This window comes from Xanthomonas cissicola (assembly GCF_008801575.1).
Taxonomy (GTDB): domain Bacteria; phylum Pseudomonadota; class Gammaproteobacteria; order Xanthomonadales; family Xanthomonadaceae; genus Xanthomonas; species Xanthomonas cissicola.
The window spans coordinates 70,130-92,162 of record NZ_VZPL01000015.1 but is presented as its reverse complement, the minus strand read 5'-3'; the positions used below and the strand labels follow the sequence as shown (position 1 = coordinate 92,162).

The window sequence follows — 22,033 nt, the reverse complement described above, 5'->3', positions numbered from 1 at the left end:
ATCGCCACGCCGCTTTCGGCTTCGCGCAGAAAGCCGATGACCTGCTCGTCAGTAAAACGTTTCTTCACGTCCAATCTCCTCGGGGTAGGGAATTGGACTCCAAACTGAGGCGCTACTCAAAATTGGGTGGACGTCGCGAGTAGTCCAGCCGCCACCATCCACCTTGCCCCGGGGTTCAAAGGGTTCAACCTGAACCACCAGCAGCGCGGCCGGTTCCAGGCTCATCAATTCCGATAGATACCGAAAGCGGTTGTGCTCCCACTTGGAGCACGACGGCTTGCGCGGCTTGGGTTGGCGGTGGATTACATGCACAGCGAAGGGCTCAGTTTGATTGGTGAGTGCTGAGCAAGAAGCCAGGCCACCCAGGCCGCCCTAATGCTAAGAGCTTTCTACAATTTAGTCGCTATAGAATTAATAGCTTTGATGGCTAAATCACGATAATCTTTATTCACTTTTACACGGTGTCCGCTGATATTAAGTTTGCCCGTCTTCAATATATCGAACGGTGTACCACGAGCAAAGGCTACTACACCTGTTGTACCAAAATCGCGTATTTCAACTATACCGTCGGTGACTTTGTTGAAGGTGAAATGCTCACCATATGAATTAACCAAGTCAATCAAATCAGTGTCGATCCCAGACAAGACTGCGGCGTAGGCCGATGCAGAACCCATGTACTGAGTTAGGCGATTTTTCAAGATTAAGTGCACTTTCGGGAGCGATCGGCCAGCCACCTTCATTTTGCTGGCAAACGTGTACTGCTCATATACCTTTGAAGGAAGCTTGAGGCCGTAGATGAGCGAAAACGCATTCTGGATTGCGCGGCGCGATGAGTCATCAGCCATCACCGGAAGCACAACGCGATCAGCCGCAGCGAGCGCAATCTGCGTATACATAGAAAAACTCGGATTTGTGTCAATAAAGACAATGTCGTAGTCACTACCGATACGAGCCAAAAAGTCACGCAGCCAGTCGATTACCCCGAGCCATGTGTTTACCCCTGGCAATTGTAAGTTTGCCAGTGAATTCATTGCTATGGCTTGCAGTTCAAGTAACGGGTCGCCGCAAACAAGGTCGATAGACTTCGGAATTGACGAGTTGTACTTCCACGGACTGGTGATGTATTCCTTCGCATTGAAACTCGGGATCTGGTGAGCGGAGGGCATGCGCAAATCGAAGTAGCCACCGATACTGCACCGAGGGGTCATGCCCTGCCGTTCAAGAAGTTTACCGCTACCGCCATTCTGAAGACCACCAAGAAACAACTCCGACATATTTGCCTGAGGACATATGTCTATGGCCAAGATGCGTTTCGTTGGATTACTTTTTGCATATTTGCAGATAGTCTGGAAGGCAAGGCTTGTCTTGCCTGTCCCACCTTATATTGTTCCAAATTGCGTAATTTAGCATTTCATTCAATCAAAGGTCAAAAAAAGACTCTATCAGAGGTCGGCAGGAATTCGTGTAAAAAACAGCAAAAGTGATCTAACTAGCTGTCAGCAAAGGTTTTTTACACGAACCCCTGCCGACCCTCAGCCACGCTCGACCATCGCTACCTTTGACGATGCACTGAGAGCCCCATCGCCAATTCCGCCGATGACGGCAGCCGCCGCTGGATCTCGCATCGCCGCTTCTGACGATGAGATCTACTCTTTGACATTTGAGGGACCGAACTGCGGGGCTCTCCCGTCTGCGGCCGCGAGAACCGGCTATTCGACGGTCGGCAGGGAATCGTGCTGAACAGGGCCATCTATTTCGTACCGAGGTACGTACTACGTGATTACGTAATGTTTTGGGTTATGTCAGGCCACAAGTCCGCCATGCTCTAAAGCGGAATAATTCTGGTTTATCCCGCCTGATAGCGTTGAAAGCCCGGTTCTCCAGGGGGGCGCAGTATGGAACTTCCCCATCGCGCAGGATCAGGACGAGGGTCGGCAGGACGGCCGATATGCTTGCAAGGGCGCCACAAGACTTGCTATTACATTTAAATTCAATGACTTGCCCGAAAAATGGCTGTTCTCGGAACGATTCCCGGCCGACCCTCGGCAATGCCTGCCTGGGCAGAGGTTAGCTCAAGTGCCTGCGCCTCATACGCATCGACCATTTGCGTGGTCAAGGCCTCAGCATCCAGGCGCTCGGCCCCCCAACCAATTTGGGCCGCGCGCATTGCATCGTTTGCCGCCTCCTGGCGCACGGCGTCAACCGTAGGGAAAACCGGCCTGGTCAAACAGCGCCTCGGCGGCGGCAAAGATGCGATCACGCGTGTCCTTGGACAGATCCATGTACAGCTCCGTGCGGATTAACCAGTAAGAATAAGAATAATATTATTCTTACTGGCCAAGTGATTATTTCGTGACATTTTTCAGGGGTTCAGCCGACATACGTGTAAAAATCACTCACAGAATCCAATTTCTCTTGTAAGAACATGACTTTGCCAGATAAAACGGATTCCCGGCTTTTAGGCGATCAACGGCGAGGTGAAATCTCGCCGCGATCTTCCAACCAGGTGCGGACCATTTCGCCGGCGAGCTTGCTCAACGCGTACACCGCAACCAGGCCAACCAGCCACGGTGCAGCCATGTCGGCCATCTGCTCGGTGTACGCGCTCGCGTGCGGATCGTTCAGCACGAACAGCAGCATGGCGAACAGAAAGTACAGCGTAAACACAACGCCGAAGCCGACCAGGCCAGCGCGTGACAAGCCACGCAAAAGCGGCAGCAGCTGAGCGTGCAGAAACGTATTCATGGCGGAACTCCATCGAAGGACGGACAAACTCTAGCACTGCTGTCGCAGCTACTTTGGCCAGCCTCGCTGTAATGGAGCGCGAGTTGATCGTCAAGCGCACCCGTGCCGGACTGGAAATGGCCCACCAGCTTGGCCGCAGAGTCGGCCGCAAGCACCTACACCAAGGACCAATGGGTGACTGCGTGGAATTGGCCGTTATGTGCGCTGGCGGCCTCGCCGCGAGGGTGCTTGCAGCGCGGCCTTGAATGATCGACCATCAAACATCACTGTTTGATAGATCGATCATGACATCGCCCATTTCCATCACCACCTTGGCCGCCCTCGCCAGTGCCGGCGTGCTGCGCACCGTGCAGCTGGTCGGCCAGGTCGGCGGCTACACCGTGATGGTGCGGGTTGGCCAAACCGAAAAGCAACTGACCGGCCAGCGTGGCGAGCCACGCGTGTTTGCCTCGCTCGACACCGCCGCCACCCAGCTGCTGGCGCTCGGGGTGACGGTGTTCGAGGTGCTGCCGGCCAACTACGTGCGCGCGCCCAAGGTCTACCGACGCGGCCGCCCTGCCGCGTTGAAGGCGCTGGCCAAGATCCAGAGCGAGGGCAAACCCGCCAAGCCGGCCAAGAAGCGGGCCGGCGCGGCGACGGTGGCCACCGTCGCCGCGAAGATCCTGCCCAGCGATCGGGCGCAGCTGAAATTGCCCGGCTTGCCGCGCACCCGGAAAGCTGCCCGTGCCACCAGAGCATCCCATGACCACTGCAACGCGCCTGCAGCTGCAGGCCACGGTCGATGCGATCGCTGCCCACGCCTACATCGCGCCACCGCGCGTGAGGCTCTGGCGGCATCGCAATGCACGCTATAACGCGCTCACGCACACCATCGCGGTGTCCCAAACACTCGCGCTCACACTCGATGCCAACCAGCGTTACACCTTGCTCGCCCACGAAGTGGGCCATGCCCAGCGGCGCGCGACGATGCTCAAGCGGGTCGGCAGCTACTTCTGGCCGCCAGCGCTCGCGCTGGTGGTTGGCGCGATGACCGCTGCCGCTGTCGGCAGCTTCGCCGCAAAGCCGCTGGCCATCACCGACCCGCAGACCTTGTGTGCGCTTGTGCTGGGCATTGTTGCAGCCGTGGTCGCTGGGCAGCTTGCCGAGCGCACCAATCGACGCGCCCGCCGGGACAGCTACGCCGAGGAACTGCGCGCTGACCGTTTTGCCAATCGCATGGCCGGTGATCCGGCTGCTATGACAGCTGTGCTGCACTCGTGCGCCCGGATCGAGGATGGCGGCGAGCTAGGTGCTGAGGCAGAGCGACGCATTGCCTTTGCACGAGACAGTTCAACGCGAACCGGCCAGTCCAGACCCTCTGTTTGTCATCGGCGCCGCTTGAATGGACCTTGTGACCTTTGGTCGCAACCTATTCCTTTCGGGCTGCGGGCGCGATCAGTTCCTTCTGCTCAGGTAGCGGACCGGGACGGAAGCGCCCTCCCGCTCGCGCTTGCGACACGGCAAACTGCACATCATCTTCGGCATCAGAATGACTCTTAATCGAGCTTTGCCTCTTCAACCCTTGCAGTACACCCTGTGCCTCAAGATGAGTTGCCGGCTCTTGCGTCGTTTGCTCATTCGTGGTCCGGCCAGCGTGTTGCTCGACCACATATTCGCTCGCTTTCCCACTGGCGCCTGTGACGTTGAAGCATCCCATATAAGAACCCCTACTTAGAGTGCGGACTGCCAACTTCTCATGAAAAAGCGTAAACCTGCTTTAACCGAGCGAAAAACCGTGTGGACCGGCGAACTCCTGCCCAGCGATCGGGCGCAGTTGAAATTAAGGGTCGGCAGGGATTCGTGTAAAAAACAGCCGAAAGTGAGCTAATCGCTGTTGGTAGTGGAGTTTTGTTACCCGGAAATATCCGCTAACTCACTGATGCAATGGGTCAAATCCGAGCTTGTGAGTCATTTTTACACGTATGTCGGCTGAACCCCTTTCACACTTCGACGCAACGCGCATAGCCGCCCGCGCGCCTCTTGGCACGACGTCTGCGCTTGGGTTCGGTAATGTGCGCCGGCAGTGACGCGGCTCGGGGCGGCAACGGCCTGATAATTGCCGCGATGCCCCAGCCAGCTCACCGCTTCCAGCTTCAGTGGTCACGTCGCTTGCAGCGGCGGACATGGCATGTCGCTTGGGAGATGCCCATGCAGCTGGGAAGACATCGGCAGGGCGTGATTGACCTGGTTGTGAGCAACGGCAGATGGACCGTGGCCATCGGGCTGGACAACCGAACACCGCGCAAGAAGTCGATTCGCAAGCTCACGGTGTTTCCATGCGACCGGGCCTATGTGATCTGTCGCAGCGGATTGATCCACCGGGTGAAGTGACGGCGGCCGCGCTGTTGTGCGCGTAGCGCACGATGAGCGCTCTACCACTGCGCGTTGATCGATACCCTCGGCCTGGCCAGGGCCTTGTCGTCGCCACGCTTGCCACATCACTCCCTGCTGACCTGCTTTTGCGGTGAGGGAGCCGCCGGCACTGCGCCTGGGGCTTGATTAGGCCGCGCGGTGGTTGGCGCAGTGTCGGTGGGATAGGGGCGCTGGCGCCCCTATCCAGGGGTGCTAAGCCTCGACGTTCGGGCAGGTGAGCGAACTGTCATCCTCTGGCTTACGCCTTCGACCGCTTCAGTGTCCATTCGTCAATCATGTCCGCCCAGTCCTGCAACATCGCCGTCCGCTGCTCACGGTACTCGGCCTTGTTGTAGACAGCCCTGACGCCTCGCTGTTCGTGCGCCAGGCATTTCTCAACCCAGTCCGTGTTATAGCCGGCCTCATGTAGCAGCGTGCTTGCAGTGCGCCGCAAGTCATGTGGCCCGAACTTAGCGAGTGACTTCTCTTCCTTCTGCGCCAGCCGATATGTCAGCGTCATCACCTGGTTAAGCGTGGCGCTACTCATGGGCAAGTCCGAGTCGTATCGCGACGGCAACACGTAGTCCGATCCGCCGGCAAAGGTCTTGAGGGCAATGAAGATGTCCAGCGCCTGCCTTGACAGGAACACCAGGTGCGGATTGCGCCGCTTCATGCGCTCCTTTGGGATGGTCCAAAGCGCATCACTGAAGCTGATCTCGCTCCATGTCGCGTTGGTCAGCTCGCTCTTGCGCACCATCGTCAGCAGCAGCAATTTGGCGGATGCTCGGATAGATGGCGTTGTGCCGATGCGCTCCATGTACTGGTACATCAGGCCGATCTCATGGGGCGTCAGCGCACGGTCGCGCGGCTCGAACTTGGCGATAGTGGTCGGCCGCACCAGCTCTGCCGGATTCTCGACCTTCTGGCCGCGCTCAATAGCCCAGCGAAAGACCTGTAACACCACCTCGCGAGCATGCACAGCGGTCGCCGGTGCTCCGCGCTCCACGATGGTATCGGTCAGTGCGCGCAAGTCCTCGTGGGTGATCTCCACAAGCTTCTGATTGCTGAATTTCGGCTTTAGCTCGCGTTCGTAGACTGAGCGGCGCATGTCGCGGGTGGAATCGGCCATCTGGTAGCCCCGTAGCCACTTTTCCGCCCAGGCCCCGAACGTCTCCGCGTCCATGACACGGACCTTGTCCCGCGCCTTTTCCTTGGCCGGTGACTTCCCGGCCGCGATCATCTTCTTGGCCTCGCCCAACCGCTCGCGGGCTTCTGCCAGGGTGATGCCGCCGACACCGTAGCGGCCGAAGGTGATGGTCTCCTGCCTACCGTGGATCGAGTAGTTGTAGCGGAACGAAATCGCTCCAGCGGCCGTGACGGCTACATAGAGGCCGTCGCGATCATTCACCTTGTAGAGCTTGTCCTTCGGCTTGAGGTTGCGCAGCTTGGTATCGGTCAACATGGTTCTCGGCCTGATTCAACTCAAATACCATGATCCAGAAGCCGGCCAATCCTTGTGTAAAAAACAATAAAATCATCGCGTTACGTGATTTCGATACCATGAAAATCCGCAAGGTGGTTACATGGTATCGGCGACTTCTCATGCCATAGAAGCACTCAATGCCATCTATCATGCCATGAAAAAACGGCGCTTGGCGATGCTATTCATTGCCAGATGGCGCCGAACGAAATCACAAAAAATCCTGTAATGACGAGGACTTAGATATGTTTTCGTGCTACTAGATGCCAGCCGGTGCCAGACGCCGGATCACTCCCACTCGATCGTCGCCGGCGGCTTGCCGGAGATGTCGTAGACCACCCGCGACACGCCGCGCAGTTCGTTGATGATGCGGTTGCTCACCGTGCCGAGGAAGTCGTACGGCAGGTGCGCCCAGTGCGCGGTCATGAAGTCGATGGTTTCCACCGCGCGCAGTGCGATCACCCATTCGTAGGCGCGCGCGTCGCCGACCACGCCCACCGACTTGACCGGCAGGAACACCGCGAACGCCTGGCTGGTGGTGTCGTACAGGTCGGCCTTGCGCAGTTCGTCGATGAAGATCGCGTCGGCCTTGGCCAGCAGCTCGGCGTACTCGCGCTTGACTTCGCCGAGGATGCGCACGCCCAGGCCGGGGCCCGGGAACGGATGGCGATACACCATGGTGCGCGGCAGGCCGAGCTCCACGCCCAGGCGCCGCACTTCGTCCTTGAACAGTTCGCGCAGCGGCTCGACCAGGCCCAGCTTCATATGCTCGGGCAGGCCGCCGACGTTATGGTGGCTCTTGATCACGTGCGCCTTGCCGGTCTTGCTGCCGGCCGACTCGATCACGTCCGGATAGATCGTGCCCTGCGCCAGCCACTTGGCATTGGCCAGCTTGTTGGATTCTTCGTCGAAGATCTCCACGAACAGGTTGCCAATGATCTTGCGCTTGGCTTCCGGGTCGCGCACGCCTTCCAGCTTGGCGAAATAGCGGTCGGCCGCGTTGACGCGGATCACCTTGACGCCCATGTGCTCGGCGAACATCGCCATCACCTGGTCGCCTTCCTGCCAACGCAGCAAGCCGGTATCGACGAACACACAGGTGAGCTTGTCGCCGATCGCCTTGTGCAGCAGCGCGGCAACCACCGACGAATCGACGCCGCCGGACAGCCCGAGAATCACTTCGTCGTCGCCCACCTGTTCGCGCACGCGCGCGATCTGGTCCTCGATGATGTTGGCCGCAGTCCACAGCGTCTGGCAGCCGCAGACATTCACCACGAAGCGACGCAGCAAGGTCTGGCCCTGCAAGGTATGCGTCACCTCCGGATGGAACTGCACGCCGTACCAGCGCTTGGCTTCGTTGGACATGGCCGCCACCGGGATGCGGTCGGTCGTGGCGGTAATGGTGAAGCCCGGCGGCACCTGCGACACGTGGTCGCCGTGGCTCATCCATACATTCATGCGCGAAGCGCCGGCATGGTCGGTGAGGCCAGCGAACAAGGCATCTGCCGCCACCACATCCACTTCGGCATGGCCGAATTCGCGCTGATCGGCGGCTTCGGTGGCACCACCCAACTGCGCGGCGAGCGTCTGCATGCCGTAGCAGATACCGAACACCGGCAGGCCGCTATCGAACACTTCCTGCGGCGCGACCGGTGCGCCAGGCAACGTGGTCGACTCCGGGCCGCCGGACAGAATGATGCCCTTGGCACCGAAACCGGCAATCTCCGACGGATCGTGATCCCATGCCCAGATCTCGCAATAGACCCCGATCTCGCGGATACGCCGCGCAATCAGCTGGGTGTACTGCGCGCCGAAATCGAGGATGAGGATCTTGTCGGTATGGATGTTGGTCATTGAGAGCCGGGAATCGAGAATCGGGATAAGGGATTCGCAACAGCAAACGCGGCGCCGGCCGCTATCGGACGAGGAAGCGGCGGGCTCTTACGATTCCCGATTCGCGCCCCCCATTCCCGGTTACCCGGCGCGATAGTTCGGCGGCTCTTTGGTGATCTGCACGTCGTGCACGTGGCTTTCGCGCTGACCGGCGCCGGTAATCTTGACGAACTTGGGCTTGCTGCGCATTTCTTCGATGGTGGCGCAGCCCACATACCCCATGGTCGCACGCAGGCCACCGATGAGCTGATGGATGATGCCGCCGACCGGCCCGCGATACGGCACGCGGCCCTCGATGCCTTCGGGAACCAGCTTGTCGGCATCGGAAGCATCCTGGAAATATCGGTCCTTGGACCCTTTCTCCATCGCACCCAGGCTACCCATGCCGCGGTAGCTCTTGTAACTGCGGCCCTGGAACAGTTCGACCTCACCCGGTGCTTCTTCGGTACCGGCCAACAAGCCGCCGACCATCACCGTCGAGGCACCGGCCACCAGCGCCTTGCCGATATCGCCGGAATAGCGGATGCCGCCATCGGCAATCAATGGAATGCGGTCCTGCAGCGCCTCGGCCACCATATCCACCGCAGTGATCTGCGGCACGCCCACGCCGGCAACCACACGCGTGGTGCAGATCGAACCCGGGCCCACGCCAACCTTGACCGCGTCCGCGCCGGCATCCATCAACGCCAATGCCGCATCGCCGGTGACGATGTTGCCGCCGATCACCTGCAGCTGCGGATAGGTCTTCTTGACCCACGCCACGCGATCGATCACGCCCTGCGAATGGCCATGCGCGGTATCGACAATCACCACGTCCACGCCGGCCGCGGCAAGCAGCTCGATGCGCTGCTCGGTATCGCCGCCCACGCCCACCGCCGCGCCCACCAGCAAGCGCTTGGCGCTGTCCTTGGCGGCATTGGGGTTATCGGTCTTCTTCTGGATGTCCTTGACCGTGATCAGACCGCGCAGCTCGAAGCTGTCGTTCACCACCAAGACCTTTTCGATCCGGTTGCGATGCAGCAGCTCGAGCACTTCCTCATCGCTGGCGCCTTCGCGCACGGTGATCAGGCGGTCCTTCTTGGTCATGATGTGGCGGACCGGATCGTCGAGCTTCTTTTCGAAGCGCATGTCGCGGCTGGTGACGATACCGACCAGTTCGCTGCCATCCACCACCGGCACGCCGGAGATGTTGCGCGCGCGCGTCAGTGCCAGCACTTCGCCGATGGTCGTGTCCGGGCTGACGGTGAACGGCTCGGTGATCACGCCGGATTCGAACTTCTTGACCCGCGCCACTTCGCCGGCTTGCTGCTGCGGGGTCAGGTTCTTGTGGATGATGCCGATGCCGCCCAGCTGGGCCATGGCCACCGCAAGACGGTGTTCGGTCACTGTGTCCATCGCCGCCGACAGAATCGGCAGTTTCAGGCGCAGGTCGCGCGTCAGCCGGGTTTCCAGACTGACGTCCTTGGGCAGGACCATCGAGTGAGCGGGGACGAGCGAGACGTCGTCGTAGGTAAGAGCTTCAGCCTGGATGCGTAGCATCGGCGGACCCGAGTTTGGGGAAGCGCGGCATTTTAACGCATTGGGGCCGGGATTGGGGAGCCGTGATTCGGGATCGCAACAGCGTCGCGTTGCACCGCTCACCGTTTGCCTGTTTGCCGATTGCCGGCCGATCTCGGATGCGATCCGGATCAGCCGATGCAGGCACTTCGCCTTTGCCTTTAACGAATCCCGAATCCCGAATCCTGAATCCCGGCCGCATCAGCGGCCTCGATGGTGTTCTGCATCAGCGTGGCCACCGTCATCGGCCCTACCCCGCCCGGCACCGGGGTGATCCAGGCCGCGCGCTGCGCGGCGGCGTCGAAGCCGACGTCGCCCACCAGGCGGCCATCATCGAGCCGGTTGATGCCGACATCGATCACCACCGCGCCCGGCTTGACCCATTCGCCCGGAATCAGCCCCGGGCGGCCGACTGCCACCACCAGGATGTCCGCATTGCGCACGCTGGCTTCCAGCACATCGGGCGGGGTGAATTTGTGGCAACTGGTGACCGTGCAGCCGGCGATCAACAGCTCCAGCCCCATCGGCCGGCCAACGTGATTGCTCACGCCCACGATGGTGGCATTGCGGCCGCGCACCGGCTGGTCGGTGTGGCCGAGCAAGGTCACGATGCCGCGCGGCGTGCACGGGCGCAGCCCGAATTCGCGCAAGGCCAGATGCCCGACATTCTGCGGATGGAATCCGTCCACGTCCTTGCGCGGGTCGATGCGCTGAATCAGCCGGTTGGCATCGGGAATGCCCGGCAGCGGCAGCTGGATCAGAATGCCGTGGATCTTGGGATCGGCATTGAGCTCATCGATCAGCGACGCCAACTGGGCTTCGCTGGTGCCCTGCGGCAGGTCGTAATCGAAGGCTTCGATGCCGACCTTCTCGGCCGCGCGCCGTTTGTTGCGCACATACACCGACGATGCCGGATCGCCACCGACCAGCACCACCGCCAGCCCGGGGCGCGCCTTGCCGGCCGCCACCCGCGCGTCCACCCGCAGCTTCAATCCGTCGAGCAATTCCTCGGCAATGCGGCGACCATCGAGAAGGCGGGCCGAAGCGGAGGCAGCTGGCGCAGAAGCGGTCATGGGGCGTCAGGTGTAGAGTCGAAGGCCGTCTATTGTCCCCGATTCCGCCATGACCGACACCACCTCACGCACCGATTCGAGCACTACTTCGATCGAAGCGGCAGCATTTCGCCGTCTGCTGCAGCATCTCAACCAGGAACGCGCCGACGTGCAGAACATCGACCTGATGATTCTCGCCGGCTTCTGCCGCAACTGCCTGGGCGATTGGTACCGAGAAGCGGCCGAAGCGCAAGGCCGGGCCATGACCAAGGAGCAGGCGCGCGAAGCCGTCTACGGCATGCCATTTGCCCAGTGGAAACAGCAGCATCAAAGAGATGCCACGCCCGAGCAACTGGAAGCCTTCGCCGCCGCCCAGCGCAAGCATGGCTAGGCAGGCATCGGCGAGCGCGCCTGCCAAGATGTCCGGAGCAATCTGTGACTGTGAGGTGGGCGCGCTGAGAAGCCGGAGCGCACGCTCTAGTCGCGCGTCTGCGTCTCTACTTGCCCAGCCTGCGGTACCGCATCGGGATTCAGCGTGCGACTTCCGCGACGCGGCCGCGTGAACGGCGTGGGCCGGGGTGCGGTCGGCACGGTGTTGCCATACATCAGCCTGGCACCGGCGCGTGCATCGCCGGCAGCGATCTCCAGTTCGAAACGCTCTGCATCGCGGCGGCGGATCTCACGCGAAATCATGCCGGCTTCGTCCTCGTCCACACCCAGCTCCACCAGCGCCACTTTGCCGAAGATCACCGCCGACTCGAAGGTCTCGCGGATCTGGTAATCCACTCCCGCCGCGACCAACTGCAGCGAATGCTGGCGGTCGTACGAACGCACCAGCAGCTTGGCATGCGGAAACTCTCGCGTTGCCAGCTCGACGATGCGATTAGCTGCCTCTTGATTGTCGACGCACACCGCAATCGCACGTGCGCTGTGTGCGCCGGAGGCGTGCAACACATCGAGCCGGGTACCGTCGCCGTAGTAGATCTTGAAACCGAATTCTTCCGCGCTTTGGATCATCTCGATGTCGTTATCGATGATGGTCACATCCACATCGCGCGCCAGCAGCGACTGACTGGCCACCTGCCCGAAGCGCCCGAAGCCGATGATCAACACGCTGCCGGTCTGGCCACTGGCTGCTTCCACGCCATCCAGCGAGACCGCCGCCGCAGGCGTCAGCCGCCGTTGCAGCAGCACGAACAACGGCGTCAGTGCCATCGACAACACCACAATGGCGGTCAGGCTGGCATTGACTTGGGCATTGATGACGCCCGATGCCGACGCGGCGGCAAACAGCACGAAGGCGAACTCGCCGCCTTGTGCCATCAGCACGCCACGGTCCAGCGCCTGGCGATGGTCGCTACGCATCAGCCGCGCCACGCCATAGATACACGCGCCCTTGCCCACCATCAAGGCCAGCACGCCCGACGCGATCAAGCGCCAATCGGCCGCAACCACGCGCAGATCCAGGCTCATGCCGACACCCAGGAAAAACAGCCCCAGCAGGATGCCGCGAAACGGTTCGATATCCGCTTCGATCTGATGCCGGAATGTGGATTCCGACAACAGCACGCCGGCCAGAAAGGCGCCCATCGCCATCGACAGCCCGCCCACCTGCATCAACAGTGCCGCGCCCAGCACCACCAGCAACGCGGCAGCGGTCATCACTTCGCGCGCCTTGGAGGCAGCCAGGATGCGAAACAACGGATTGAGCAGCCAACGCCCGGCCACCAGCAAGCCAACGATGCAGGCCAGACCGATGCCGATGCCCTGCCAACGCTGCGATGCGGCCTGCGGGTCGCCGCTGGCTCCCATCCAGGCCACGATCGCCAGCAACGGCACGATCAACAGATCTTCGAACAGCAGGATCGCCACGATCTTCTGCCCCGGCGGCAAGGCGACGTCACCGCGCTCGGCCAACAACTGCATCACCACCGCGGTGGAGGTCAGCACAAAACCGGACGCCGCCACGAAGGCCACCGGTAGCGCAAAGCCGAGCAACATGCCGACGCCGGTCAACGCCAGCGCGCAAACCGCGATCTGCAGCGCGCCAAGTCCGAAGATTTCCTTGCGTAAACTCCACAGGTGCGAGGGGCGCATTTCCAGCCCGATCACGAACAGAAACATCACCACGCCCAACTCGGCCACATGCAGGATGGCCTGCGGCGCGTTGAACAGGCCCAACCCGAACGGACCAATGGCAAGTCCCGCTGCCAGATAACCCAACACCGAGCCCAGGCCGAGACGACGGAACACTGGGATCGCAACCACGGCAGCGCCGAGCAGCACCACCACGTTGATCAGTTCACTGGATTCGGCAGGTTGGCTCATGCCCGGATTCTAGCGGCACCGGCGCGGCCTCGGCCTGCATCAGGGTGCGCATCTTTGCCCGCGCTTGGCGTTGCCAAGCCGAGCTCTGCAGACGCGATAACGCGTACGACAAGCTCCCAAACGACGAACGACGCCAGCTGGCGTCGTTCGTAGAAACAGCGATCAGGCAACAATCAGCCGCGCACGTCGGCCTGGGCCAGTGCTTCGCGCAGGATTTCCTTCGCTGGGCCGCCATGCTTTTCGTGCTCGAGCGCAAAATGCACGGTGGCTTCGATCAGGCCGATATGCGCGCCGCAATCGAAACGGCGACCCTCGAAGCGGAAGGCATCGACCTGCTCTTCCTTCAGCAATCCGGCGATCGCATCGGTGAGCTGGATTTCGCCGCCTGCGCCTGCACCGGTGGCTTCGAGCAGGTCGAAGATCTTGGGGCTCAGCACGTAACGACCGACCACGGCCAGGTTGCTTGGCGCGACTTCCGGCTTGGGCTTTTCGACGATCGCGTTGATGCGGCCCTTGCGGCCGTCGAATGCGTCGGTGGAAACGATGCCGTAGCTGGCTGTCTTGTCGTGCGGCACGTCTTCCACGGCGATCACGCTGCCGCCCGAGGCTTCCGCCACGTTGGCCATCTGGGTCAGCGCAGCATCACCGCGGTTCCACATCAGATCGTCCGGCAGCAACACCGCGAACGGTTCGTTACCGACAACGGCCTTGGCACACAGCACTGCATGACCCAGGCCCAGCGCTTCGGCCTGCGTCACAAAAATGGCGCGAACGCCGTCCGGCAGCGCATGGCGCACAAGCTCCAGCTGCTCCAGCTTGCCTGCACGCTCCAGCTTCTGCTCGAGCTCATAGGCCTTGTCGAAGTAGTCGGCGATGGAGTGCTTGTAGCGGTTGGTCACGAAGATCAGCGTATCGCAACCAGCCTGGATGGCTTCGTCGACGGCGTACTGAATCAATGGCTTGTCGATGATTGGCAGCATTTCTTTCGGCACTGTCTTGGTTGCCGGAAGAAAGCGGGTCCCAAGACCTGCGACGGGGAATACGGCCTTGCGAATACGCTGGCTCATTACAGTCTTCTGACCTCACGTGCGGGGAATGGAACGACCGTATCAGATCGCGCGTCGACTTTCCGTCGAGCAGCCGCGAAATCCGGCATCAGGCTGCCCAATACAGTCTCCATCGCTTTGATGTCGTAGCGGTTAACGGCCTCGCGCAAGCGCATCACCAGCTGCAGCACCTGCTCATGCGAGAACTCGCGCACACCGGCCTCCAGAATTTTGGGGTGCGCGGTGGGGCGATAGGCTTCGTCGGAATAGAACAGCGTCTCGTGCAACTTCTCGCCCGGACGCAGGCCGGTGTAGAGAATCGCCACGTCCTTGCCTGGCTGCTTGCCGGCCAGACGGATCATCTGCTCGGCAAGCAGTCGAATCGGCACCGGCTCGCCCATGTCCAGTGTATAGATCGCACCATGCGACGCAGATGCAGCCGCCTGGATGACCAGCTGGCAGGCTTCGGGTATGGTCATGAAGTAACGCGTCACATCCGGATGCGTCACGGTTACCGGGCCGCCCTGGCGGATCTGTTCGCGGAACAACGGCACCACGCTGCCGGCCGAATCCAGCACGTTGCCGAAGCGCACGGTGATGAAGCGCGTCGGCGCATCGCGCGCGTCAAGGCTTTGGCAGATCATTTCTGCATAGCGCTTACTTGCGCCCAGCACGTTGACCGGCTCGACCGCCTTGTCGGTGGAGATGAAGACGAAGGTTTCGATACGTGCACGCTGGCAGGCGCGCGCCACGTTCTCGGTCGCCAGGACGTTGTTGCGCACCGCCTCGCGCAACTGCTCTTCCAGCAACGGCACCTGCTTGTACGCGGCTGCATGGAAGACCGCGTCCGGCGTGGCAGTGTTCAACGCATGCGCCACGACCGCCGGGTCGCCGCAATCGCCTAACACGCGCACCACTTCGATATCCGGGAACAGCCGGCGTAGATCCGAGTCGATGGTCAGTAGCGCCAGCTCGTCGATTTCCAGCAGCACGATACGACACGCGCCGTGGCGCGCGCACTGGCGGCAGACTTCCGAACCGATCGAACCGCCGGCGCCGGTCACCATCACGGTCTTGTTGGTCAGCCAGTCGCGGATCAGGCGCCAGTCGGGCGTGACCGGCTTGCGGTTGAGCAGGTCCTCGATCGCGACCTCCTTCAACTCGCCCGGCAACGAGCGCCCCTCCAGCACGTTGATCAGCTTGGGCACCATGCGGAACGGCAGGCCGGTGCTTTCGCAGATCGCCACGACGCGCTGCATGCCGGAGGCGTCCAGCGACGGGATTGCGATCACCAGCAATTTGGCGGCGGTCTCTTTAGCAATGGCGGCGGCCTGATCCAGATTGCCCAGCACATTGAGACCCTGGATCTTGGCCCCATGCAGGTTATTGGCGTCGTCCAAATACCCGACCGGCACAAATGCGCCGGTGCGACGCAGATCGCGCACCAACCCTTCAGCAGCCCGACCACCGCCAAGGATCAGCACGCGCTGCGCGGCATCGCCGGAGTGCGCAATCTGATAATCCTTCCATGCGCGATACAGCAGACGCGGCGTGCCAAGTAGCGCCGACAACGCAAATGGATAGACCACCAGCACCGACAGCGGCACGCCATCCAGACGGTCGTACGCCAGCGCCAGCACGATTGCGACGAGTCCAAGAAAACTCGCCTTGAAGATGTTCCACAGGTCCGGCACCGAGGCGAAGCGCCACAACCCGCGGTACAACCCCATCTTCCAGAACACCAGGCCCTGCGCCACCAACACCACCGCTGTGCGCCAGTCCCACAGCGGCAGATTCGGCGCGTCGCGTAGCATCGAGTAGCGGCCGGCATGCAGCAGCTGCCAGCACACCCACACCATCAGCAGGTCATGTACCACGACCGCTATCTGCGGCAGCGCCTTGGTCAAACGGTCACGCCAGGAAATCATAAAAGTCCATTAGTCAAGAATTGCGCAATCCATCGCGCAGAAAATGCCAGATCGCAGTGGCGCCCATGCCCCATACCAGCGCGCCGTACACCTGCAGCCAGAACGGATCATGACGGATTAACAGGTACAAGCAGACGGCAATGAGGCTGAAAGCGAAATAAACGCCCGTTACCGGAACGTGCGTCTCAAGAAGACGCGCCAGACGTTGGTACACGTGCTGGGCATGCGGCTCCCACCAGCGTTGCCCGGAGAGCATGCGAGCAAGCAGTGTGAAGCCGGCGTCTACAAGAAAGGCCGTTAACGGGAGCCAGCTGATCCACCAGCTCACCTGACCACCTGCGACGTTCAGCGCCAATAGCGCCGCCAGCACATAGCCGAGCGCACCGCTGCCGCCATCGCCCATGAAGATGCGCGCACGTGGGAAGTTGAACGGCACAAACCCGAGGCACGCTGCGGCAACCGCCAGACCTGCCCACGACCAACCGGCAGGCGCTACCAGCGAGAATCCCAGGGCGGCCAATGCCGCCTGGGTGCTGGCCAGACCGTTGATGCCATCCATGAAATTCCAGACATTGATCAACATCACGGACGCAGCGGCAGTCAGCACTCCATCCCACACGCTGCCTGTGCCATGCCAGACCAAGGCGCCCAATGCCACCGAGGCAGCCAGGTGGATCGAGAACCGCAGCCTTGCCGAAAGCGGACGGTGGTCGTCCCACCAGCCCACCCCGGCCACTGCGACCACGCCCGCCGCGAACCAGCAGACCGTCAGCCGAGATGTCGGCCATAGCGCGCAAGCTGCAACGCAGCCCAGCAAGATCGCCGCCACAATCGCCATGCCGCCGCCGCGCGGGGTTGCCACCACGTGGCTACGCCGTTCACCGGGATGATCGAGCAGGCGGCGGTGCAAGGCATAGCGCCGCAGCCCCCAGGTCCCCAGTGCCGCGACCAGCAGGTGCAGCACGCACCACAGCCACACCATCAGACCACCGCGTAGTTCAACAGCGGCTTGACCGTACCCCATTCCTTGCAGCTCGGGCATTGCCAGTGATGCGTCTTGGCACCAAAGCCGCAGCGTGTGCATCGGTAGCTCGGATTGCGCACCAGCAACTGGTCGGTGATGTGCTTGAGGTCCTGCAAGGTGCCGACCGGGTCGCTCCCCTCAGCCAGGGTGAGGTCGATCAACGCCGACTCACCACGCACCGACGGGCGATCCTTGAGCTGGCGGCCAAGATAGGCCAGCGCAGGTGCGACGCCATCCTGGGCTTCCATCAACTGGGTCAGCGCCAGCACCGGCGCAATGCCACGATAGTGCTCGGTCATCTCCGACAGGAAGTTGCGTGCGCCGGCGATATCGCCGACCCGTCGATACGCGGCCATCAATGCGGGAATGATCTCGGGCAGGTATTCCGGATCATGCCGGGCAGCACGTTCGAAAGCGCGCACCGCCGCTTCGTCGTGGCCGCGCTCGGCTTCGATGCGTCCTTCCAGAATGCCGGCGCGCACGGAGGTGCCATCGGCCTGGTAGGCACGCGCGATCGCTTGTAGCGCATCGTCGGTCTTGCCCAGGCCGCGATAGCGGTCAGCCAGTTCGCATTCGAATTGCGAGATCAGCTTGCCCATCGGCTCGCCGGTCACTTCTTCATAGCGGGTGGCGTTGTCGATCGCCTTTTCCCAATCGCGCTCGGCCTGATAGATGCCGATCAGGTGGCGCAGCGCCTGCGGCGCGCGCTGGTCCAGTTGCGCCAATTCGGTAAAGACCGTTTCGGCACGATCCAGCAGACCTGACTTCATATAGTCCTCGCCGAGCGCCAGCAATGCCTGGACGCGTCGCTGATCGGTCAGGTCGCCACGCTGCACCAGGCCCTGATGCAGGCGGATCGCGCGGTCCACTTCACCACGGCGACGGAACAGATGCCCCAACGCGACCTGGGTCTCGAAGGTTTCCTTGTCCAGTTCGGCGATATGCAAAAACAGCTCGATCGCCTTGTCCGGCTGTTCGTTGAGCAGATAGTTCAACCCGCGGAAATACGTGCTGGAAAGACGACTGACCTGCGTGTCGCCATGACGTTGACCGCCACGACGGCCGACGATCCATCCACCAAGGGCAGCCAGCGGCACGAACAGGAAGAACCAGATCCACTCGGTCAGAAAGTCCATACGTCGTTACAGTCCATCGATGGGGCGCGGCTCGACGGTCGCAGGCGTGACAGGCCTGGCGTCGGCGCGACTGACCGCAACAGCCTTGTTGGCCTGGCGCAGTTTGGAATAGAGGGGAATGACCACACTGACCAGCACCATGCCGGCACCGATCAACACACCGACCAGCAGCGCGACGATGATCGCGACGCCCGAACTGGTATGCACGCTGGAGAACAGGAAATCGAGCGTGACATCCTGGGAATTAACCGCACCAATGATCAGACCGACCAGCAGGAAGGCCAACATCACCAGCAAGCGAAGCACCTTCATGGCGAGACTCCGTCGGGAAGCGAACTAGCTTAACCGAGACGACATAAACGCAGCGCCAGAATGGCTTCAGTCTGCCGTATCGGCCACATCCACAGGCACCACGGAGCTCACGCGCTCACGCAATTCCTTGCCCGGCTTGAAGTGGGGAACATGCTTGCCCGGCAGCGCGACCGACTCGCCGGTCTTGGGATTACGTCCCAACCGTGGCGGACGGTAATGCAGCGAAAAACTGCCGAACCCGCGAATTTCGATCCGATCACCGTCGGAGAGGGCCTGCCCCATCATTTCCAGCAGCGACTTGACTGCCAGATCTACGTCGTCCGACTTCAGATGCGCTTGGCGTCGCGCCAGGATTTCAATCAATTCGGACTTGGTCATGGGAAGACTTGCTTTTTTCGACTGACACATCGGAATCGGCCCGGGCAAGCCCGGGCCGATCCATTACGCTCTTGCGAGCGCTACGCGCTTACTCGGACTTGTTGTTGTTCAACTGCGCACGCAGCAGCGCGCCCAGCTGAGTCATGCCGCCCGATGCGGAAGCGGACTGATAGTCCTCCAACGTTTCGCGCATTTCGGCATCGTCCTTGGCCTTGATCGACAGCTGCAGGGTGCGGCCCTTACGGTCCATACCCACGAACTTGGCTTCGATCTTGTCGCCGACCTTCAGGTGCTGGGTCGCATCGTCGACGCGCTCGTTGGCGATGTCGCGTGCAGCGACGTAGCCTTCGATGCCATCGGCCAGGTCGATCGTGGCGCCCTTGGCATCCACTTCACGGACCACGCCTTCGACCTTCGAACCCTTCGGGTTGGACGCCATGTACTGACCGAACGGGTCCTGCTCCAGCTGCTTGACGCCCAGGCTGATGCGCTCACGTTCCGGGTCCACTGCCAGCACGACGGCTTCCAGCGTGTCGCCCTTCTTGTAGTTGCGCACGACATCTTCGCCGGTGGTGTTCCAGCTGATGTCGGACAGGTGCACCAGACCGTCGATGCCGCCGTCCAGGCCGATGAAGATGCCGAAGTCGGTGATCGACTTGATCTGACCGGACACCTTGTCGTTCTTCTTGTGGGTGGCAGCGAAGGTTTCCCACGGATTGGCGGCGACCTGCTTCATGCCCAGCGAGATGCGGCGACGCTCCTCGTCGACATCCAGCACCATCACTTCGACTTCGTCACCCACCTGCACAACCTTGGACGGGTTGACGTTCTTGTTGGTCCAATCCATCTCGGAGACGTGCACCAGACCTTCGACGCCCGGCTCGATCTCGACGAACGCGCCGTAATCGGTGACGTTGGAGACCTTGCCGAACACGCGGCTGTTGGCCGGGTAACGACGCGCGATGTTGTCCCACGGATCTTCGCCCAGCTGCTTCAGGCCGAGGCTGACGCGGTTACGCTCGCGATCGAACTTCAGCACGCGCACGTCCAGCTCGTCGCCGACGTTGACGACTTCGGACGGATGGCGCACGCGCTTCCAGGCCATGTCGGTGATGTGCAGCAGGCCGTCGATACCGCCCAGGTCCACGAATGCGCCGTAGTCGGTCAGGTTCTTGACGACACCCTTCAGGATCGCGCCTTCCTGCAGCTTGTCCATCAGCTGCTCGCGCTCTTCCGAGTGCTCGCTTTCGACCACTGCACGACGCGAAACCACCACGTTGTTGCGCTTGCGGTCCAGCTTGATCAGCTTGAACTCCAGTTCCTTGCCTTCCAGGTAGGCCGGGTCGCGCACCGGGCGCACATCCACCAGCGAACCAGGCAGGAATGCGCGGACATCCTTGATGTCCACGGTGAAACCACCCTTGACCTTGCCACTGATGCGGCCGGTGATGGTCTCGTTCTTTTCCAACGCTTCTTCCAGCTCGTCCCACACCATCGCGCGCTTGGCCTTCTCGCGCGACAACACGGTTTCGCCGAAGCCGTTCTCGATGGAATCGAGGGCAACCTTGACCTGGTCGCCGACGCCGACATCGATCTCGCCAGCGTCGTTACGGAACTGCTCGATCGGCACGATGCCTTCGGACTTCAGGCCAGCGTTGATCACCACCACGTCGCCGCGAACTTCCACGACGGTACCGGTGACGATGGAGCCCGGCTTCAGCTTCGCCAGATTGGCTTGACTGGCTTCGAACAGTTCTGCAAAAGATTCTGTCATTTGAATTTACTCAGTTGAACACACGGGCGCCGATCGTCGGAGTGCGACAGATGCGAACCGCCCAGCCTGTTGGTCGACTCCGGACAGCGAGTCGGTTGGAAGTCATAGAACCGCCACGCAGGATGCGCGACGGAGCTTTGGAACGCCTCACGGTCGGCGGGGCAAACCCGCTTGCGAAACGCTTACGACGGCGTGCGGCCTGCGAGCAACCCGACCACACGCTGGACGACATCTTCGATTCCCATTCCGCTGGTATCGATCAGCACGGCGTCTTCGGCCGGCCGCAATGGCGCCACCACCCGCTGCGCATCACGGGCATCACGGGCCATGATCTCGCGCAGCAGGTCGTCAAAGATAACCGAAACACCCTTTTCCATCAACTGTTTATGGCGACGACCCGCACGTTCTTCGGCACTGGCGGTCAGAAACACCTTGTAGGCAGCATCGGGAAAGATCACCGTGCCCATGTCGCGCCCGTCGGCAACCAGGCCGGGCGCGCGCCTGAATGCACGTTGGCGCTCCTTCAGGGCGCTGCGAACCTCGGGAATGGCCGCAATGGCCGAGGCCAGCGCGCCGGTAGTTTCCAGGCGCAGCTCACCGGTCGCGTCTGCACCATTAACCAGCACGCGCAACCCTGCCTCTCCCGCATCGTCGAATTCCACCTTGGTGTCGAAGGTGCAGCGCACCAGCGCTGCCGGGTCGGAGACATCCAGGTCGGCCCAGCTCGCAGCGACTCCGACAGCGCGATACAGTGCACCCGAATCGAGGTAATGCCAGCCCAGCCGGGCGGCCACGATCCGGCTCACGGTGCCCTTGCCGGCACCGGAGGGGCCATCGATGGTGAGGACGGGCGACAGGTCGGTCATTCAGGTTTCCGGAAGGTCATCAGGCCGTAGTGTAGCGCCGCTCGCCGCGATCGCGCTGCAACCACTTGAAAGCACGACGAAAAGCCGGTTAGAATTGCCGGCTTAATTCCGGGTGCACCCTCG

At 61.5% G+C, this 22,033-nt stretch carries 18 protein-coding genes and 3 pseudogenes; 4 read left to right on the top strand and 17 right to left on the bottom strand.

Going from position 1 to position 22,033, the window contains the following annotated elements:
- From F7R02_RS27505 to F7R02_RS09075, 4 genes and pseudogenes are all read right to left on the bottom strand, one after another.
- Positions 1-68, bottom strand: a pseudogene (locus tag F7R02_RS27505) (transposase); the annotation flags it as partial.
- A 321-nt stretch (positions 69-389) separates the two neighbouring features.
- Positions 390-1,343 (bottom strand): ParA family protein, encoded by a 954-nt coding sequence (locus F7R02_RS09085; protein WP_208789118.1) that lies wholly within the window; start codon positions 1,341-1,343, stop codon positions 390-392.
- Between the two features lie 698 nt (positions 1,344-2,041).
- Positions 2,042-2,282: pseudogene (locus F7R02_RS26890) on the bottom strand (DNA-binding protein); the annotation flags it as partial.
- A gap of 184 nt (positions 2,283-2,466) precedes the next feature.
- Entirely contained in the window at positions 2,467-2,745 is a 279-nt protein-coding gene (locus tag F7R02_RS09075; RefSeq protein WP_078589359.1) for a hypothetical protein, read from the bottom strand.
- A gap of 284 nt (positions 2,746-3,029) precedes the next feature.
- On the opposite strand from F7R02_RS09075, the pseudogene F7R02_RS09065 reads away from it, so the two are divergent.
- The 3 genes and pseudogenes from F7R02_RS09065 to F7R02_RS09050 form a co-directional block, all read left to right on the top strand.
- Positions 3,030-3,488, top strand: a pseudogene (locus tag F7R02_RS09065) (ParC-related protein); the annotation flags it as partial.
- Complete coding sequence (locus F7R02_RS09060; protein ID WP_235857282.1) at positions 3,487-4,284, top strand: M48 family metalloprotease; 798 nt, start codon at positions 3,487-3,489, stop codon at positions 4,282-4,284. The pseudogene F7R02_RS09065 and the gene F7R02_RS09060, both read left to right, overlap by 2 nt.
- Positions 4,285-4,932: 648 nt before the next feature.
- On the top strand, positions 4,933-5,115 hold the full coding sequence (locus F7R02_RS09050; RefSeq protein ID WP_078589436.1) for a hypothetical protein: 183 nt from the start codon (positions 4,933-4,935) through the stop codon (positions 5,113-5,115).
- 280 nt (positions 5,116-5,395) lie between these two features.
- Here F7R02_RS09050 and F7R02_RS09045 read toward each other — a convergent pair whose 3' ends face one another.
- From F7R02_RS09045 to folD, 4 genes are all read right to left on the bottom strand, one after another.
- Positions 5,396-6,598 (bottom strand): tyrosine-type recombinase/integrase, encoded by a 1,203-nt coding sequence (locus F7R02_RS09045; RefSeq protein ID WP_078589361.1) that lies wholly within the window; start codon positions 6,596-6,598, stop codon positions 5,396-5,398.
- A 306-nt stretch (positions 6,599-6,904) separates the two neighbouring features.
- On the bottom strand, positions 6,905-8,470 hold the full coding sequence (gene guaA / locus F7R02_RS09035) for a glutamine-hydrolyzing GMP synthase (protein WP_078589363.1): 1,566 nt from the start codon (positions 8,468-8,470) through the stop codon (positions 6,905-6,907).
- Positions 8,471-8,590: 120 nt separating this feature from the next.
- Positions 8,591-10,048, bottom strand: coding sequence for an IMP dehydrogenase (gene guaB, locus F7R02_RS09030; RefSeq protein WP_005913202.1), 1,458 nt, complete (start codon positions 10,046-10,048; stop codon positions 8,591-8,593).
- Positions 10,049-10,227: 179 nt separating this feature from the next.
- Complete coding sequence (gene folD, locus F7R02_RS09025) at positions 10,228-11,139, bottom strand: bifunctional methylenetetrahydrofolate dehydrogenase/methenyltetrahydrofolate cyclohydrolase FolD (protein WP_003489637.1); 912 nt, start codon at positions 11,137-11,139, stop codon at positions 10,228-10,230.
- Positions 11,140-11,188: 49 nt separating this feature from the next.
- On the opposite strand from folD, the gene F7R02_RS09020 reads away from it, so the two are divergent.
- A complete protein-coding gene (locus F7R02_RS09020) occupies positions 11,189-11,509 on the top strand; it encodes a DUF1244 domain-containing protein (protein ID WP_003489638.1) in 321 nt (106 codons plus the stop codon).
- An 86-nt stretch (positions 11,510-11,595) separates the two neighbouring features.
- On the opposite strand, the gene F7R02_RS09015 is transcribed toward F7R02_RS09020, so the two are convergent.
- From F7R02_RS09015 to cmk, 9 genes are all read right to left on the bottom strand, one after another.
- Positions 11,596-13,446, bottom strand: a complete 1,851-nt coding sequence (locus tag F7R02_RS09015) for a monovalent cation:proton antiporter-2 (CPA2) family protein (RefSeq protein WP_005922500.1) — start codon at positions 13,444-13,446, stop codon at positions 11,596-11,598.
- Between the two features lie 173 nt (positions 13,447-13,619).
- Entirely contained in the window at positions 13,620-14,513 is an 894-nt protein-coding gene (gene galU, locus F7R02_RS09005) for a UTP--glucose-1-phosphate uridylyltransferase GalU (RefSeq protein ID WP_078589366.1), read from the bottom strand.
- Entirely contained in the window at positions 14,513-16,420 is a 1,908-nt protein-coding gene (locus tag F7R02_RS09000) for a polysaccharide biosynthesis protein (RefSeq protein ID WP_167520999.1), read from the bottom strand. Before F7R02_RS09000 ends, galU begins: the two co-directional genes overlap by 1 nt.
- A 13-nt stretch (positions 16,421-16,433) precedes the next feature.
- On the bottom strand, positions 16,434-17,402 hold the full coding sequence (locus tag F7R02_RS08995) for an MraY family glycosyltransferase (RefSeq protein ID WP_078589369.1): 969 nt from the start codon (positions 17,400-17,402) through the stop codon (positions 16,434-16,436).
- A complete protein-coding gene (gene lapB / locus F7R02_RS08990) occupies positions 17,402-18,580 on the bottom strand; it encodes a lipopolysaccharide assembly protein LapB (protein ID WP_078589372.1) in 1,179 nt (392 codons plus the stop codon). Before lapB ends, F7R02_RS08995 begins: the two co-directional genes overlap by 1 nt.
- A gap of 6 nt (positions 18,581-18,586) precedes the next feature.
- Complete coding sequence (locus F7R02_RS08985; RefSeq protein WP_003489650.1) at positions 18,587-18,892, bottom strand: lipopolysaccharide assembly protein LapA domain-containing protein; 306 nt, start codon at positions 18,890-18,892, stop codon at positions 18,587-18,589.
- 66 nt (positions 18,893-18,958) lie between these two features.
- Complete coding sequence (locus F7R02_RS08980; protein WP_003489651.1) at positions 18,959-19,270, bottom strand: integration host factor subunit beta; 312 nt, start codon at positions 19,268-19,270, stop codon at positions 18,959-18,961.
- A gap of 88 nt (positions 19,271-19,358) precedes the next feature.
- Positions 19,359-21,044, bottom strand: a complete 1,686-nt coding sequence (gene rpsA, locus F7R02_RS08975; RefSeq protein WP_003489652.1) for a 30S ribosomal protein S1 — start codon at positions 21,042-21,044, stop codon at positions 19,359-19,361.
- Positions 21,045-21,226: 182 nt separating this feature from the next.
- The gene (cmk, locus tag F7R02_RS08970; protein ID WP_003489653.1) at positions 21,227-21,910 is read right to left on the bottom strand and encodes a (d)CMP kinase; all 684 of its coding nucleotides are present in this window, start codon (positions 21,908-21,910) and stop codon (positions 21,227-21,229) included.
- Positions 21,911-22,033 lie beyond the last annotated feature (123 nt).

What these genes read in the sequence shown, in the direction of transcription:
- lapB (WP_078589372.1), bottom strand. Translation starts at nt 18,580, where the DNA reads ATGGACTTTCTGACCGAGTGGATCTGGTTCTTCCTGTTCGTGCCGCTG.
- F7R02_RS09015 (WP_005922500.1), bottom strand. Translation starts at nt 13,446, where the DNA reads ATGAGCCAACCTGCCGAATCCAGTGAACTGATCAACGTGGTGGTGCTG.
- cmk (WP_003489653.1), bottom strand. Translation starts at nt 21,910, where the DNA reads ATGACCGACCTGTCGCCCGTCCTCACCATCGATGGCCCCTCCGGTGCC.
- galU (WP_078589366.1), bottom strand. Translation starts at nt 14,513, where the DNA reads ATGAGCCAGCGTATTCGCAAGGCCGTATTCCCCGTCGCAGGTCTTGGG.
- F7R02_RS09000 (WP_167520999.1), bottom strand. Translation starts at nt 16,420, where the DNA reads ATGATTTCCTGGCGTGACCGTTTGACCAAGGCGCTGCCGCAGATAGCG.
- folD (WP_003489637.1), bottom strand. Translation starts at nt 11,139, where the DNA reads ATGACCGCTTCTGCGCCAGCTGCCTCCGCTTCGGCCCGCCTTCTCGAT.
- F7R02_RS09060 (WP_235857282.1), top strand. Translation starts at nt 3,487, where the DNA reads ATGACCACTGCAACGCGCCTGCAGCTGCAGGCCACGGTCGATGCGATC.
- F7R02_RS09050 (WP_078589436.1), top strand. Translation starts at nt 4,933, where the DNA reads ATGCAGCTGGGAAGACATCGGCAGGGCGTGATTGACCTGGTTGTGAGC.
- F7R02_RS08980 (WP_003489651.1), bottom strand. Translation starts at nt 19,270, where the DNA reads ATGACCAAGTCCGAATTGATTGAAATCCTGGCGCGACGCCAAGCGCAT.
- F7R02_RS09075 (WP_078589359.1), bottom strand. Translation starts at nt 2,745, where the DNA reads ATGAATACGTTTCTGCACGCTCAGCTGCTGCCGCTTTTGCGTGGCTTG.
- F7R02_RS09045 (WP_078589361.1), bottom strand. Translation starts at nt 6,598, where the DNA reads ATGTTGACCGATACCAAGCTGCGCAACCTCAAGCCGAAGGACAAGCTC.
- guaA (WP_078589363.1), bottom strand. Translation starts at nt 8,470, where the DNA reads ATGACCAACATCCATACCGACAAGATCCTCATCCTCGATTTCGGCGCG.
- F7R02_RS08995 (WP_078589369.1), bottom strand. Translation starts at nt 17,402, where the DNA reads ATGGTGTGGCTGTGGTGCGTGCTGCACCTGCTGGTCGCGGCACTGGGG.
- guaB (WP_005913202.1), bottom strand. Translation starts at nt 10,048, where the DNA reads ATGCTACGCATCCAGGCTGAAGCTCTTACCTACGACGACGTCTCGCTC.
- F7R02_RS08985 (WP_003489650.1), bottom strand. Translation starts at nt 18,892, where the DNA reads ATGAAGGTGCTTCGCTTGCTGGTGATGTTGGCCTTCCTGCTGGTCGGT.
- rpsA (WP_003489652.1), bottom strand. Translation starts at nt 21,044, where the DNA reads ATGACAGAATCTTTTGCAGAACTGTTCGAAGCCAGTCAAGCCAATCTG.
- F7R02_RS09020 (WP_003489638.1), top strand. Translation starts at nt 11,189, where the DNA reads ATGACCGACACCACCTCACGCACCGATTCGAGCACTACTTCGATCGAA.